13 protein-coding genes and 1 pseudogene are annotated in these 15113 nt (G+C 50.2%); 8 read left to right on the top strand and 6 right to left on the bottom strand.

Features of this window, described 5'->3' with window-relative positions; genetic code table 11:
* Positions 1 to 2 precede the first annotated feature (2 nt).
* From ACO0LC_RS14555 to ACO0LC_RS14530, 6 genes are read left to right on the top strand one after another with little or no spacing between them, the layout of a single operon-like run.
* On the top strand, positions 3 to 731 hold the full coding sequence (locus ACO0LC_RS14555; RefSeq protein ID WP_423004254.1) for a phage tail protein: 729 nt from the start codon (positions 3 to 5) through the stop codon (positions 729 to 731).
* Positions 724 to 2361, top strand: coding sequence for a hypothetical protein (locus tag ACO0LC_RS14550; RefSeq protein ID WP_423004252.1), 1638 nt, complete (start codon positions 724 to 726; stop codon positions 2359 to 2361). Before ACO0LC_RS14555 ends, ACO0LC_RS14550 begins: the two co-directional genes overlap by 8 nt.
* Before the next feature lie 2 nt (positions 2362 to 2363).
* Positions 2364 to 2579, top strand: coding sequence for a hypothetical protein (locus tag ACO0LC_RS14545; protein WP_423004250.1), 216 nt, complete (start codon positions 2364 to 2366; stop codon positions 2577 to 2579).
* Positions 2576 to 4213, top strand: a complete 1638-nt coding sequence (locus ACO0LC_RS14540; protein ID WP_423004248.1) for a tetratricopeptide repeat protein — start codon at positions 2576 to 2578, stop codon at positions 4211 to 4213. The genes ACO0LC_RS14545 and ACO0LC_RS14540 overlap by 4 nt, the downstream gene beginning before the upstream one ends.
* A 58-nt stretch (positions 4214 to 4271) precedes the next feature.
* Positions 4272 to 5492, top strand: coding sequence for a DUF4157 domain-containing protein (locus ACO0LC_RS14535; RefSeq protein WP_423004246.1), 1221 nt, complete (start codon positions 4272 to 4274; stop codon positions 5490 to 5492).
* Between the two features lie 19 nt (positions 5493 to 5511).
* Positions 5512 to 7794, top strand: a complete 2283-nt coding sequence (locus ACO0LC_RS14530; RefSeq protein WP_423004244.1) for an ATP-binding protein — start codon at positions 5512 to 5514, stop codon at positions 7792 to 7794.
* Positions 7795 to 7861: 67 nt separating this feature from the next.
* On the opposite strand, the gene ACO0LC_RS14525 is transcribed toward ACO0LC_RS14530, so the two are convergent.
* The 5 genes and pseudogenes from ACO0LC_RS14525 to ACO0LC_RS14505 all read right to left on the bottom strand — a co-directional run.
* On the bottom strand, positions 7862 to 9817 hold the full coding sequence (locus ACO0LC_RS14525) for an ATP-binding protein (RefSeq protein ID WP_423004242.1): 1956 nt from the start codon (positions 9815 to 9817) through the stop codon (positions 7862 to 7864).
* A 74-nt stretch (positions 9818 to 9891) separates the two neighbouring features.
* A complete protein-coding gene (locus tag ACO0LC_RS14520) occupies positions 9892 to 10596 on the bottom strand; it encodes a response regulator (protein ID WP_423004240.1) in 705 nt (234 codons plus the stop codon).
* 127 nt (positions 10597 to 10723) lie between these two features.
* Positions 10724 to 11059, bottom strand: a complete 336-nt coding sequence (locus tag ACO0LC_RS14515; protein ID WP_423004238.1) for a hypothetical protein — start codon at positions 11057 to 11059, stop codon at positions 10724 to 10726.
* A 97-nt stretch (positions 11060 to 11156) separates the two neighbouring features.
* On the bottom strand, positions 11157 to 11429 hold the full coding sequence (locus tag ACO0LC_RS14510; RefSeq protein ID WP_423004236.1) for a hypothetical protein: 273 nt from the start codon (positions 11427 to 11429) through the stop codon (positions 11157 to 11159).
* Between the two features lie 193 nt (positions 11430 to 11622).
* A pseudogene (locus tag ACO0LC_RS14505) lies at positions 11623 to 12242 on the bottom strand (Tn3 family transposase); the annotation flags it as partial.
* 491 nt (positions 12243 to 12733) lie between these two features.
* On the opposite strand from ACO0LC_RS14505, the gene ACO0LC_RS14500 reads away from it, so the two are divergent.
* Together ACO0LC_RS14500 and ACO0LC_RS14495 are read left to right on the top strand one after the other, a co-directional pair.
* Positions 12734 to 13270: a TnsA endonuclease N-terminal domain-containing protein gene (locus tag ACO0LC_RS14500; RefSeq protein ID WP_423004234.1), complete on the top strand. Its 537-nt coding sequence runs from the start codon at positions 12734 to 12736 to the stop codon at positions 13268 to 13270.
* A gap of 102 nt (positions 13271 to 13372) precedes the next feature.
* Positions 13373 to 13753, top strand: coding sequence for a helix-turn-helix domain-containing protein (locus ACO0LC_RS14495; RefSeq protein WP_423004232.1), 381 nt, complete (start codon positions 13373 to 13375; stop codon positions 13751 to 13753).
* 532 nt (positions 13754 to 14285) lie between these two features.
* Here ACO0LC_RS14495 and ACO0LC_RS14490 read toward each other — a convergent pair.
* Positions 14286 to 14777 (bottom strand): phage protease, encoded by a 492-nt coding sequence (locus ACO0LC_RS14490; protein WP_423004745.1) that lies wholly within the window; start codon positions 14775 to 14777, stop codon positions 14286 to 14288.
* Positions 14778 to 15113 lie beyond the last annotated feature (336 nt).

The raw sequence follows: 15113 nt of genomic DNA, 5'->3' as shown, positions 1-15113 counted from the left end.
ACATGCCAGAACAGATAACGACTGAATTGCTGAAATTGCTGCCGGCGCCGTACCACACAGATGTACAGTTGCGGGACTTCCTCGTTGCTTTCGAACGCGTGCTGCTGTCGAATGGGCTAGGCGGCGGATTGGAAGAGAAAATCAGCCAGTTGGCCACCCAACTGGACCCATACAAGGCGCCGCTGGGCCACTTGCCATGGCTGGCCAGTTGGGTGGGCCTGACCATCGATGCGGACTACCCAACCGATGAAGAGCAGCTCTACCGGCAGTTTGTCGGTCAGGCCATTTCGCGCTATCGCCAGCGCGGGACAAAGACCGGTATGTTGGAATTGTTGGAAGACTTTACCGGGAAAATCGCAAAAATCTGGTGTACCGCTAAGCCACACAATTTCGTCGTGGTATTGAGCCTGGACCATCTGCGTGTAAAAGGCGATCTCAACGAACTGGAGCGACTGAACCGCGTAGCCAACGCCCTGATTCAACGTGAAAAACCGGCACATACCTGCTATGAGTTACGCCCGAAATTTACCACTTTCCAGGTCGCTAATTTGGTTGAAAAGCTTGAAATACATGGAACGGTTAAGCGTGAGTGGAAAACGCCAAATCTGGAAAAAATAATAGCCAATCCCGCCCAGGTGGGGGCTCGAAATAACGGCAAGATCGAGCCGGGCAACATGATGCTTGGTCAAGCCCCAACTGCAATCAAAAACAAGGGAGAAACTGGTGAGTAAAAATATCACAGAAATCGGCAAAGTCGCCATGGATTATCGGATGGCATATTTCCCGGGACAATTTCTTGAAGCAGAGGACTTGATAACAGAGCAGGAATATCATCTGATGCGCCGCCGTAAGCTCAACAAAGAGCTATACAGCCATGGAGTACGCAAGGGTTTTTCAGTTACCGTAGGCGACCTTTCCAAAAAGAAAGTCACAGTTGGCCCAGGGTTTGCCATTGATATCAATGGTTGTGAATTATGGCTGGAAACTGACAAAGAACTGACGCTTCCCGAGGGCCTTGACGATGGCCCGTACCTGCTCTGTATATGCATGCTGGAGGAGGGAGCGGAGAATACGGAATTTGTTGATCAAAACAAACTTTCGTGGAGAGGTGATACGCGGCAAATGGAGTCCGTTAAATTCAGCATTGTCAGTGCAGAAAAAGACATCAAGCTTCCCCGGGAACACATCAAACTTGCTCAATTTTTGGTCGAAAAAAACACCCTGATCAAAGATATAGATAACAGTAATCGCCATGTATCTTTATCTCAAACTGGCTTGGCATTAAACATACGATCCGGCGAGCACTATGTTGATATGTATTATCAAGGAGAGTTGAATGCATATATCGGATTTAATGGAGCACTAAATTCAGGACTTGCACAGTCACCAGACTGCGTGACCTTTGACAGCATGTCAAAACGTATGCATTTATACAGTAAAGAAGACCTTTATATCGCAAACATAAAAGGAGTGGTCATCGGTAAGGGATGGGGAGGGACTGGTGACCTTACCGTCGAGGGACGATGTGAAATATCGGGACGGCTTGATGTTGCAGGCTCTGGCAGATTAGCAGGAAAACTGGAAGTGGCCAGCGGGGCAGAAATCAGAGGTGGGTTGGAAATTCACGGTGAAATAACAAGTCATGCCAATGATTTCAAGCTTGGCGAAAATCGTGAAAAAAAAGGACACCGGGGACGAGCCCTAGTCGCGGGATCTTCGGATTTAGTCTTAAATTATGACGGTGACTGGGATAAGGTTGTCATAGCCAGCCAAGCAGAAATCAAGGGTGGGTTGGAAATTCACGGTGAAATAATAAGTCATGCCAATGATTTCAAGCTTGGCGAAAATCGTGAAAAAAAAGGACACCGGGGACGAGCCCTAGTCGCAGGAGCTTCGGATTTAGTCTTAAATTATGACGGTGACTGGGATAGAGTTGCCATAGCCAGCGGGGTAGAAATCAGAGGAGATCTTACTAGCCTAGGCTCTGATTTTAAATTAGGACGTGACCGGCCAAGGAAGCGTGCTGAAGAATCAAAAACACCAGGCCGTGCCTTGGTTGCATATGATTACTCTCTTTGGCTGAACCATGACGCAGACTGGGACAAAACCATCATAGGCAGCGAAATGGAGGTGCTTGGATTAGTTTTCAACTCTCCCGGCAGAACCTATTCCAACACTTTTAATGCTGCTATAGAAAAGAACGATCTAATGAAAAAATTGAAAAATAACGGCGATTTCGTATTCTTTGTTGAGGATGCTGATGGAATAAACTACGGCGAACTCAACGTATATTGGCGAGCTAACAATGAAATTAAAAGATCACGGATTATTCAGCAAGAGAGAAAAGACGTTAAAGGATAATTATGAACCAAAAGATATATAGCCGCATTGAAACACTAGAAACCGAGTTCGATAAAGGCCGGCAGCGCCTGGATGATTTGCGTGTGGAAGAAACAAGATTGAAAGAAGCCATGCTGCGCATACACGGTGCGATTACCGCGCTCAAAGAACTGGTAAGCGAAGACAAGCATGCAAGCGAGCCAGGAGTGATCGATATCCAGGAGAGGAAATCGGCATGACCCTGGTCGCGTCAGCACATACTCCAGCAATTGCACCCGACATGTTTGTGCTGGAAGAAAATCAGCGCCTGTCGGACTCAATGCTCTGGCGCCTGCAACGAAATTTTTACCGTGAACAGACCCTCGACGCCTGGCGCCAAAGCATCGTACCCCACTATGTGACCAGCAATACTTTTATCGCCCAGGCTTATGCCAAGGTGGTGTTCGGCTATATCCGTGATATGCTGCGCGACGACCGTCAGCCGCACGTACCCGACGAACCTGTATATGTGCTGGAACTGGGGGCCGGATCGGGGCGATTCTCTTATCACTTCCTCCAGTCGTTTTTTTCAATGCTGCGGCAATCAGCTTTGCGCGATGTTGCGGTGACGTTCATCATGAGCGATTTCTCCGAAAGAAATTTGGAATTCTGGCGCGAACATCCCTTGCTACAGACCTATGTCGAGCAGGGTTTTCTCGATTTCGCCCTGGTGGATCTGAGTGAATATAAAGAGATTGTGTTGCTTCGCTCAGGAAAAACCCTGGGAGTAGGGCAACTTGAAAATCCCTTGATTGTGCTTGCCAATTATGTTTTCGACAGTATTGAGCAAGATGCTTTCTATGTTGGCGGAGGCCGGCTCTATGAGAGCCTGATCAGCTTGCATAGCCCAGTGGCCGAGCCTGATATGAACGATACCAGCCTGCTGACGCGCGTCCAAAGCAATTTTTCCATGGTCAGTGTTCAACACGATTATTACCCGGAACCAGAATTGAACTGCATCCTGGACTTCTACCAGCAATATCTGGCAGACAGTCATTTTTTGATGCCGGCGCAAGCCATTCGCTACCTTGGTCATTTACGCAGTATCAGCAACAACCGCCTGCTTCTCATTTCAGGCGACAAAGGCTATAGCCGCGAAGACGATCTGCTATATCAGGTGCCGCCGCAGATTGTGCATCATGGCAGTATATCCTTGATGGTTAATTACCACGCGATTGGCCAATATGTCAGCGGCGAAGGTGGCGTGTTTCTCACTACACCGCATCGCCACGATAGTCTGCACATCTGCGCCGCCCTGTTTGATGCCATACCTGTTAATCAAGAGTCCAGCCAATTCCTGGAAACTGAGCAAGCGTTTAGGGAAGCAATCAGCCAGATTGGTCCCGACGATTATTATGTACTCAAATGTTTCATCCAAAGTAATGCCGAACATCTGTCGTTAGAACAATTGTTGGCCTATATGCGTGTTAGTGCATGGGATGCGGCAAACTTCTGGGGATGTTATGACGCTTTTATGCAGCACGCGCAAAACCTCGATACTGCCGCCAAACAAGAAATCAGCGCGATGGCGAAACAAGTCTGGGACAAGTATTACCCCATGGGCGAAGAGCGCGATCTCGCCTACGCATTGGGCAGCTTAATGTACGAAATCGAGTTCTATCCCGACGCCATTGTATATCTTGAACTTTCCTGCCGACTCTATGGCGAGAATGCCGCTACGTCATATAACATCGCAATGTGCCATCACAATATGTGCCAGTTCGCCCAAGCGTTGCACTATGTACAGCAAGCACTGCTGCTTGATCCTGCTTATGAGCCGGCGCGTATCATGCAGTTGACGATCCCTGCCCAGGTACGGCAAATACGGAAATAAATTTGGATGCGCAGCATCAGTCCAAGATTTACAGCAACTCATTCAGGAGATTTCCATCGTGAAAACGACAAGTGCACAGCAAGCAAAACATCAGGCCGGCAATGCCGTAACGCGTACGCCTGGTCTGCCGGAGCAGCATCGCACATTCAACAACGGCGTATCTAACAGCGCGCTGGTGCAGCGGCAAGTGGAATCATCCCAGCGAGAAGACAGGTCTGAAGCAAACAACACGGGGCTTCCAGATCATTTAAAGACATGTACGGAATTATCTTCTGGTTATGCCTTGAGCGACGTAAAGGTTCATTACAACTCATCGAAACCCGCTTCTGTGGATGCGCTTGCTTTCGCACAGGGAACGGATATCTACTTGGCCCCCGGGCAAGAGCAACATTTGCCGCACGAACTCTGGCACGTGGTGCAACAAAAACAGGGCCGCGTCCGGCCGACTTTTCAGATGAAGAGTGGGGTACAGGTTAATGCAGACGATGCCCTGGAGGCAGAGGCCGACGTCATGGGGCATCGCATGTCAGGTATGAAAGCTGAGGCGGCGAGTGAACGGAGTGCGGGAGGCAATGAACGATCTCTCTTCAACATAGGCAGTACCTCTTCATCTGCACCCCTGCAGATGCAATTTGAATCAAAAAGCGGCAACGCAAAATTTAAAAAAGCGGTTAAGGCTTTTATTAAAAACAACAAAATAAATGAAAAAGACGAGAAAGAAATTCACGACTATGTTTCTGATCTTCAGAGCGCAGATCAGTCTTACTCTTTCATAGGTGCGAAAGAAGCATTTGAAAAAAAGTTTGCCGAGCTTGTAAAAGAAGCCGTACCTGCAGAAGTAAAAGAAGCCGTACCTGCAGAAGTAAAAGAAGCCGTACCTGCAGAAGTAAAAAAAGCCGTACCGAAGAAGAAAGGCATGAAGGTGGATTTATCTAATTTTAGAAATACGAAGGAGGCGCAAGCATTGGCTGCAGATAAAGCTAAAGAAAGTGCAGCGAAGCGGGAAATGGAGATAGAAGATGCTAGGAATCGATTCACGGTCTTAGAGAGCGGACGAAAGCATTATAACGAAGCCGACTTAAAAAACGATAAAAGTCTAATAGATTATGCGGCAGATCACTTTCATAGTTTTAGGGCGGAGAAGGGCACAAGTTACAAAATGGAGCTGACAAAGGAAGATTGGACGATAGTATACAAAAAAAATGGTAGTCAGTATGAGATATTTCATTATGGTAAGTCGAAGCAACCTGCGTCAGCGTCAGAGGGGTATCAAGGTTAAATATTTGAAGCTATTCATAATGAAATCGGCCATCCTGACAGCACAAACACCTCAAGCCGCTCTTGCTGAGCGTGCGCGCATGCCATTCATGCCCAAGGCTGGCTCTCCACGGGGGCAGTCGAGCGCGTCGTCTACATCGCCCGGGCATGCGACGACAGCGCCGCGGGTTGGCATTACTGACGACGATCACCCGCTGGCACCCTGGCTTAATTGGCTGGATCAGCGCTTGCGCCTGGCGCTTGGTGTCACGCGCGGGCTGGTCGGTGATGAGTCTATCCGTGATTCCTACCGCGGTCTCTACATTACCCCTAACGAAGTCGATCGTCTGCTGGCACAGCCTGCAGGGCAGCCTTTGTTTGCTGGCCTGGGTGCTGCCGCTGTTCCCGTCGGGCCGCTCCCGGCGGCATTCGACCGGCTTGCCACCGCCATCGGGTTGACGCCATTCGACATCGCCGCCGTGCTGCTGGCCGTAGCGCCAGAACTCGACCTGCGCTACGAAAGGCTGTACGCTTTTTTACAGGACGATGTCAGCCGCAAGCGGCCCAGTGTCGACCTCGCACTCAATCTGCTGTGCGGCAGTACCGAGGAAAAGCTGCGTATGCGTGCGCGCTTCTTGCCGTCCGCGCCACTGCTGCGCTATGGGCTACTACAGTTGCTGCCGGAATCGGGCCAGACTGCGGTGCCGTTCGCTATCCATATAATAAAGCCCGACACACAGGTAGTGGCAGCCTTGCTCGGCGAAACCAGCATCGATGCGCGTCTCGGCGCTTGCGCCCGTGTGCATGCCACCACGCCGGCTGCTGACGCAGGTTTGGCCCAGCAGCACTGGGGCTTGCCGATGGCAGCCCTGGTGCAGGCCGCCCGCTTGGCAGTGGCCGGCGAAGTGCCGTTGCGCTGCCATTTCCATGGCCCTGATGCGCTCGCTCTGCAGGCATTGGCGGACACCTTGGGTGTAGCGTCGCAGCAAGCCGTGCTACACCTGGACCTGGCACAACTGAAGCAGTTGGCGCAAGCCCAGGCACCGCATGAACGGATATTTTCCGCTATGCTTGGTGCAGCCTTGCGCCATGCCTGGCTGCATGGTGCCATTGTCTGCTTTGATAACGTCGATGTGCTGTACGCTGCCGACAGCGCTATGGAACTGTGCGCGCTGCTTGATCACCTGAGCTACCCAGCAACCGTTTGCCTGCTCACTGGCACAGAGGCGCGCAATTTCGGTGGTGGTACTGATACTGGCATGTTGAGTTTGTCAGTGCCGGCCCCAACGCGTGCCAGCCGGCAGCATGCCTGGCACGCAGAACTTGGCCGTCACAGTTTGTCCGTTGATGCGGCTGCCACGCTGGCCGCGCGCTTCCAGCTCAATAGCAGCCAGACCAGAGACGCGGTGCGTGCGGTGGCCAGTCAACTGCGCCTCAAGCCCATGGCGACTACCGCAGCACAAGACCTGGACGGCTTGCTATTCGCCGCCGCGCGCCTGCAAACGCGGCATGTCTTTGCGGGGCTGGCACAGTTGATCGAGCCCCGTCACAGTTGGGCCGATCTGATCTTGCCCGCTGACACGCTGGCGCAATTGCATGAAATCACGTCACGTTTTCTTCATCAGGACCAGGTTCTGGGAGAATGGGGCTTTGCCAGCAAGCTGGGCTACGGCACCGGAACAACGGTCTTGTTTGCCGGCCCATCCGGTACCGGAAAAACCATGGCCGCCGAAGTGCTGGCGCATGCACTGGGGCTGGATTTGTACCGTATCGATCTGGCTGCAGTTGTGAGTAAATACATCGGTGAAACAGAGAAAAATCTGGACCGACTGTTCACCGCCGCCGCCCAGGCTAATGCCGTGCTGTTTTTCGACGAGGCCGACGCCTTGTTCGGCAAGCGCACCGAGGTAAAAGATTCGCATGATCGCTACGCCAATCTGGAGATCAGCTATTTGCTGCAAAAAATGGAGCAGTACCAGGGCATCGCTATTCTCGCCAGCAATTTGCGCCAGAATCTGGATGACGCCTTTGTACGGCGGCTTGCCTTTATCGTGCACTTCCCATTCCCCGATGAGGTGCAACGACGCAGAATCTGGAACGGTGTCTGGCCGTCCGGCATGTGCCTGGCTGATGACGTGAATATGGATGAGCTGGCGCAAGAATTGAAGCTTAGTGGAGGCAACATCAAGAACGTAGCATTGGCTGCAGCCTTTCTCGCGGCACAGGATGGAACAAACGTCACCCGCCACCATATACGCTGTGCCGCCGAGCGCGAATTCCAAAAACTGGGAAGATCAAACTCCATGTCCATGCCCGTCTCATAATGCTGACGGTTTAGTTCGCGTGCGATAAGGGTGATAGCAGAATCTCCCTCTGATTAATTACCCGCATTTATACATTTGAAATCGCTTTTAAGTGTGTCTTGCGCACCAACGGCAGCCATAGCGTGAAACGTGTTCCTGTTGGCCCCGACAGCCAGACCACGCGCCCATCGACGGCCTGTGCGCGGCGTTTCTGGTTATGTAGGCCACGTCCTGCGGCGGCATTCAACGCTTTACCCACATCGAAACCCTGGCCGTTGTCTGCTATCGTCACCTGTACACCATCCGTTGTCAAGGTAGTGTCGACCCGGACTTCGCTGGCGTGGGTATGGCGCAAAATGTTGGCGAAACTTTCCTGAATGATGCGCAGAATATGTAGTGCACTGGACGGTTCCAGCCAGGTCAATGCGGGCAATTCCTGCACCTCCCACAACAATGCAATGCCGGTGTTCTCAAGACGTGGCCCCAGCCGGAAGCGTAGTGTGGCAAGCAGTAGCAGCAAATCAGCTTCGACCGGTTCCATCGAATCAATAGTCAGTTTCAAGTCGTCCAAGCAATCCTTGAGAATTTGCGACACTTTCAGCTCGCTCACGCCGCCGCGTTCCACAGAGCGGATCGCGCTGATCAGGGAAGAACCCAGGCCATCGTGCATATCCTGCATAAGGCGCTGGCGTTCATCGCTGATCGTTTGCAGCAATGCAGCCTCGCGTAAGTGCTGATGAATGATCTCAAGTTCGGTTTCTCGCATTTGCAGGCGCTGCGCTAAGTTGGTGTTGGCCTGCTCCACCTCGCTAATTGCGTTGATGTAGCGCCGATACATGAGTAAGCCGAAAATGATGAAACTGATGGCATTGGCGTAAGCGCCCAGATACCAGCCTTCCGGGCTGACGAAGTTATTTTGAAGCATCCAGTCAGACATGCCCAACAAGGTGAATAGACCAACGCCGACGGCCACCAGCAGTCCTTCGTTGGAACGACGCCAGGCGTTGATGCCTCCCACCAAGCTAACTGTCGCGCCCATCAGCGCCGCAACGATATAAATCAATGGTGTGACTTTGGGTGTGTTCGGTAACACCGCCAGCGCAGGCAGCGTCAGCACACCAATCAGGCCGGTCATCCCGATTAAGACAGTGGTGAGCCATTTGAGCGCTCGGCCATGCAAGCGACAAAGAAAAAAATGCACCACTGTGACCAGCCAAAGTAGTGAGTTGACTGTCAGCCAGGCGAACCAATCATTGGCGATCGGCAAACTTACATAGTAATGCAGGTCTCGTAAGAATGAGGTGGCAGCAAGGTTGAAATACAGCAGATAGTCTGTTTCATGGCTGCGCTTGATCCACACAAACAGTGCAAAAAAACCTACCGCCAGAAATGCCGCGCTGAGGATTCCAGGCAATTCTTGTTGCAACCATTGACGTACTTGGTAGCGTCCACTCAGCGCTCCGACCGGGCCAAGCCAAAGAGAAGACAAGGCTATTTGGGTTCTCTGGGAGTGTTCAAGTCGAATCAAAATCTCGCTCAATGGCGCGTCGTCAGTATTTTTTTTCAGTACAACCCACAACGGGGTACGGGTACTGTTCCACAACGGACCTTGTTCCTGCGCACGATGAATCAGTTGACCGTTAGCATACACTGCGATGGTGCCATCCGTTTTGATGCGGATACCATACAGCGCCAAAGGTTCGGAAGAAACGGGGATGCCGTGCACGGACAGCTTGAGCCACGTGGTGCGGGTAGCATTGATGGTTGCGTTCGTATTGGCTTGGCGTAGCAAAGGGACGGGCAATGCCAGGGGCAATACGACATGTCGCCATGTATCCGGCAAGTCCTTGCTGTTCAGCACGTGTGGGGGTGCACTGAAACCAGATGCATCCGTCACCTGCCAGTCAGCCTGTGTCAGATGCATGCTTGTTGTAGGCAACTGTAGACCGTCGGCGCTTAGAAACAAGAGACTCGTGACAAACAGTAAGACTACAGATACGACGAGCATCGCATTAAATAGGAGGGGGGGAGGGCGGTATCTCATTCGGCACTTATATGGAAAAACTCAAAGAATTGACACGTTAAATAGGTAAGACAGTCGAACACTGCCTGATCTGCCTAACCGGACAATAGCCCCAGCATCCTGGCTTCATAAATAGCCTCAGTCTTGGAGGTAACCTTGAGCTTGCTGTAGATGCGTCGCACGAAAGTGCGTACCGTGAAATGAGATAGCTGCATCAGCTTGGCGATTTCATGTGCCGTAAAACCCTTGGTGATGAAGTCTAACACTTCTTTTTCACGGGGCGACAAGACGGCGACCAGGTCTGCGGTCTTTTTCAGCGCATCCACGTTACCAGCGCTGCTCGGTACGCTGGGACTGTTTTGCCGGAAGCGTGCAAGTATCTGGCGCGCGATGATCGGGCTGATCGGACTGCCACCGCTAGCGAGGCTGCGGATTTCATCAGTCATTCTGTCCGGTGAACTGTCTTTGAGCAGATAGCCGACCGCTCCAGCTTCGATCGAGCGTATGACATGGGTTTCATCGCCGAAATTGGTGCTGACCATGACGCTGCAACTGGGCCACAGCAATGTCGCCACCCTGATGACGTCGATTCCTGAACCGTCAGGCAAGCCCAAGTCGACCAGCAACACATCTGCCGGCGAATCTTGCAGCATACTCAATCCGTGTACTCTAGTGTCGGCCAGCCCTGTAAGGCGCATATCCGGCGCAGCTTGAATCACCCGGCATAAGGCATCGCGAAAGTCGGGGTCGTCCTCAACGATAGCGACATGGATGTAGAGAGATTCAAGGGACGTGGGCATAGATGACCTGGATTGCGTGATGCACGATTGTACGACGGATTGGGATCGGTACATGTAGCACGTTGAGCTACATGCAAGGATTATCCGTGGTGAGTCTCGTGTACCAAATGTACGGTCCCTGATGCTTTTACGCGCCGTTTGAGAATTCGCTACTGCTCGGAATTATTCTGGCACTCATGATTGCTTTAAGCTCTGTCATCATTAGCTGCTGCACCTCAATCTTGGCAATGGCGCTTGCCAGTTTCACTTCCATTTTATGCAATTGCCCCTTTCGCTCATGGTTCGTGGTGGCGGACTGATGTAGTTGCGCCTCCAATTCCGCAATTTTGATATCTTTTTCAGCTAATTGGGGTTCCAAGACCTTAGCTCGCTGTTCTATCGCTCGCAGCGCATCTATTTGACTGCTGAGTTTACGATGACTGGCTTGTTGAGGGGCGGCCGGGATCGCGGCTTTTTTCGCCAAAAAGTGCTTAACTCATTGATTTAAAATTGAAATTGACTAAATTTATTTATCCCTCCCTCGAATGTAGCATTAGCCTAGTACGCCTTTTACATTTCAATCACCGGTCCGCATACTGCACTTGGTTATCACACCAATTGCAACAGCCAAGTTTCGCAGTCGCGTGATTCTTGGCAAGTTGCCTGTCTAACTGTTCTTCTGCGCGTCGTAGTGCAAATGATGCAGCCTGCAATTCTTTGGTCATGCAGCCAACCTGCTCCACCTCAGAAAACTGCATGAAATCATCCAGTAGAGTTTGCAGCGGCACGCTCACAATGTCATACAACGTTTCTTCAAACGCTGTATGAAGATGGATCATCAGTTCCTGCAGCATTGGTGCCGCATGCAGGCGGGACGCTTGATGCCAGCTGAAGGCTGGGTTAAATAGATTTTTGGGTGTGTTTGCCCCCAAAAAATGTAAAATTAGCCTAGATAATCTTGGATATTTAGCTCTCCAAACGTTCTTTTACCCAGCTTTTTAAGACTGCAAAATCGTTCTTTTTACATTTTCGGGGGAAATGTTTGCACTAACGTGGTGGGATTTCGTCACGATCTCTCAAAGTGTTAAGCCAGTATGCAGGGTCTAAATACAATACAGCCAATGCCTCAATGTCCAGCTTCGAGCCATTAGGCGTAAATTCAAAGGTTCCAAACAGATTGACATGCTGCCAGACCACTGGTGAGATCCTGCGCATCAGTTCAATTGCAGCCTCATCTCCTGCCTCAATTTCTGTTCATAGACCTGGGACAGGATTAGCGTGTTGTAATAAATAACAGCGTTGGCAATCAAACGCGAACATTCGTTCCAAATATGCTGCTCGTCTTCTGTTCTAACACGAAATTTTCCTCCATTGACAAACGCGACTGCTCGCCTGAATTTATGATAGGCCTCGCCCCGGTTTAGCGCCTTTTGCACCCCTTGCCGTAACTTCGGGTCATCGATGTATTTCAACACATATTCTGTAAAACACAGATGATCAAGTTCCCACAATGCCCTCTTGGTCGAATTCTGGCGGGCATAGCTTGATAGTTTTCTCAGGATTGTTGACTGGGTTACGTCCTTTTGCGCCAGCGAAACCAAGATGCGCTGAATGTTCGGCCATTCTTTGATGATCAACTCGTCATTTACCCGTCGGCATGGTTTAATCTGCGATGCGGCCTGCCGAATGGATCTGTGAGAATATATTTTGAGATACTGATGGTAAGCGATCCACCATGCTGGGTTCGGGGAGCCGATCCCCCGCGATGCCAGGCCGGAAATACACGCAATAGGTACTGCGAGCGCGCCTACGATAGACATGATGGTGGTTCGAGCTATGTTTAACATCTTGTCTCCAATGTTATCAAGATTGTGTCTGGAATAGAATCTGACCTTAATGGGCCTGAGTGGCATTGTCCAATTCAATATCTTGAGCGCCGCCTTCCAAAAGAATTTTCGACTCATGAAAGGTACTCATTTCACGCAGATTGCTTGAAGATTTGCGCAATGGGTAGATGGGCTATTGGTACTTGGTACTTGGCTCATACATCAATTGCATCACCCAACACAATCAGTGTTCCAATCGTTATACTTGCTGTCTATTTCTTCTCTGAATGGGATCAAGAGTCCGAGGAAGACGTTTTAAGACGCAAGCTGATATGGATCGTCATATCGCCCAGGGATATGGCCAAGGGGAGGGAGCGAACTGCAAGCCTTGGTTACGCGTACAGGAGGTACCCTCGGAGGGACGGTCACGAAAAGTACACGGCACCAAGACTGGTCGAGTGCATCATCTCTTATCGGACATCGAATACGGCTACTTCCTTATTCTCGAATTTTCTGAGCAAGTGGTCGATATCCGCGAACAATTTCCGCTCTTTCCTACAGAACAGACAATTGAAATCAGCTCTCAGCTCGGTATTCGATATCCGAAGTTCCACGGAACGATGCTGCCGTATGTACTAAGCACGGACTTTTTAGTTACCCTGCAGGCCTCTGATGGATCTCGAAAGTTAGCAGCACGCTCTGTTAAATGTGAAGATGCCTTGAAGCCGGCTGACACTTTGAAGCGCACTATCGAAAAGTTGGAATTGGGAAAAGCCATTTGGCATGCTCGGGATGTGAGCGATTGGAAATTGGTGACGGAAAATACCATGGGATCTACTTTGGTCACCAACCTTGTTGATTTGCACTGAAACTTGACCCACGTTTAGCACACAATCCTACTTATCTTGATGAGTAGGGAGCAGGAGTGATTGACATGGCATTACTAGGCATTATTCGACGCTGGCACATTCGTGATTCGACGCTGGCACATTCGTGACCAGATTCCATTACGCGAAATCGCCAGAAGACTGGGCATCTCTCGCAACACTGTCCAGCGCTATCTGCGCTCTGAAGTCACAGAGCCAGCCTATGCGGAACGACAAACAACCAGTGCTATCGACAAATATGCATTACAGCTTTCGAGCTGGCTTAAAACCGAAGCGGGTAAAAATCGTAAGCAGAGACGAAGCTTAAAACAACTTCATCTGGATCTGAAAGAACTGGGTTTTGAAGGGACGTATGACCGGGTGGCCGCCTTCGCCAGGAAGTGGAAGGTGGATCAAACTGACAGGGTCAATTCAGCTAGCAAACGCACAGATATAGCTGCAATTAAAGCTGAGTGGCATAAATAAGGAAAGCTATAGTTCCCGCTAAATATTAAACAGCTGCCAGGCTGAAAATAGTCGCGGATGGCAACAACTATTGTCACGAATGGCAACGGTTTAGTGTAATAACTCGATAACGCGGGCCACAGCTAACGTAGTCAGTTAGCGAAGTAAAAGTCTAGAAATGCTTGTAAAGCAAAAAACGGAGGATTTACTTCGCAAAAAGTCCGAGATTTACTACGGAGGATTCTTTATCAGCGATTGCAACACCTTTTTCCACCTGCTCCAAACCCTCTTTAATTTCGCATAATTTATATTATGTAAAATCGCTGCTAATGCATGAATGGGGCTTGTTTGTTACTTTTAAGACGTCCAGCGAAGTAAAAGTGACAGACCGAAATTGGTTTGACACTACTCTGACATTGTTTTGATCTTTCCGATATAGGTTAGATACAAAACTAGAACCGCAACTCGTACTGCATCATGAATACCGTGATGCTCGTGGCGCTCTGAATACTGGCGCTCAATGGCACTCTCGCTAAAACCCCAAAATCCTCAATCAGCAGTTCATGTCAGGGAATACACGCTTAAACACTTCTAAACATCTGCCTTGCATATCGTTCTTGGCCTTTGGTATCTGATCTTCGGTTTTAGACGAGGCAGGAATTGTACTTCTCAATAGCGCGGTATACTCAGGAATGCATTTGCCTGTCATTCGTGCCATGTTCCGAATGTCTTTGTCTGTTAAGGATGCAACCTTAAACATGCCTTCTTGTGTTAGCGCTACGCTGCTCAGGTCGGTTAATTCGGGTAATGCAGGCGTATTGGTTAACGCGACACTGACGAGTGATTGCACTTCAAAGGTCTCCTTTGAATAGGTAAAAACAGGTGAAATGAACCGATACTCGTTTGCCACGATCATGGCCTTTGCTGCTGCCGTCCATTGAGCAGCTTGAACATACAAGCCATCCGACTTCCATACAAGAGCGTTAAACCACCCTGCTGCTGGCGATTGCTGGCCGGAAAGACTCTGGTGTTCATAATCTATCAGATAATCCTGATTAGGTTTTTAGGATAAAGGCCGAAATGGACTTATCAGCATCAGTGTTCGCTTGCGGTGGCATGTGGTCAGGATTCCAACGGAGCAGATAGCGTGTGTAATCCAAAACCTCGACTCTTTCGCTGTTCAGCCAGTCGGAGCCCATCGACATCCACTGTCTTTCACGTTCAAAATCTTCAGCAGTGTAGTAGTTGCGACCCGATCTGACAGTCACCCGGTTTGAAGTGCGGAATTGTCAGATCAAATTCAGTTATTTAGTTTTGTGATTTTATCGTGCCACGCCTCCTTTCCGTCAATTAGTGTTTGAATTGGTGTACGACCACAACC

Origin of the sequence: Undibacterium sp. JH2W (assembly GCF_049340425.1) — a bacterium.
GTDB lineage: Bacteria > Pseudomonadota > Gammaproteobacteria > Burkholderiales > Burkholderiaceae_D > Undibacterium.
Note: the sequence above shows the minus strand (reverse complement) of the source record. Positions and strands in the feature narration are given on the sequence as shown.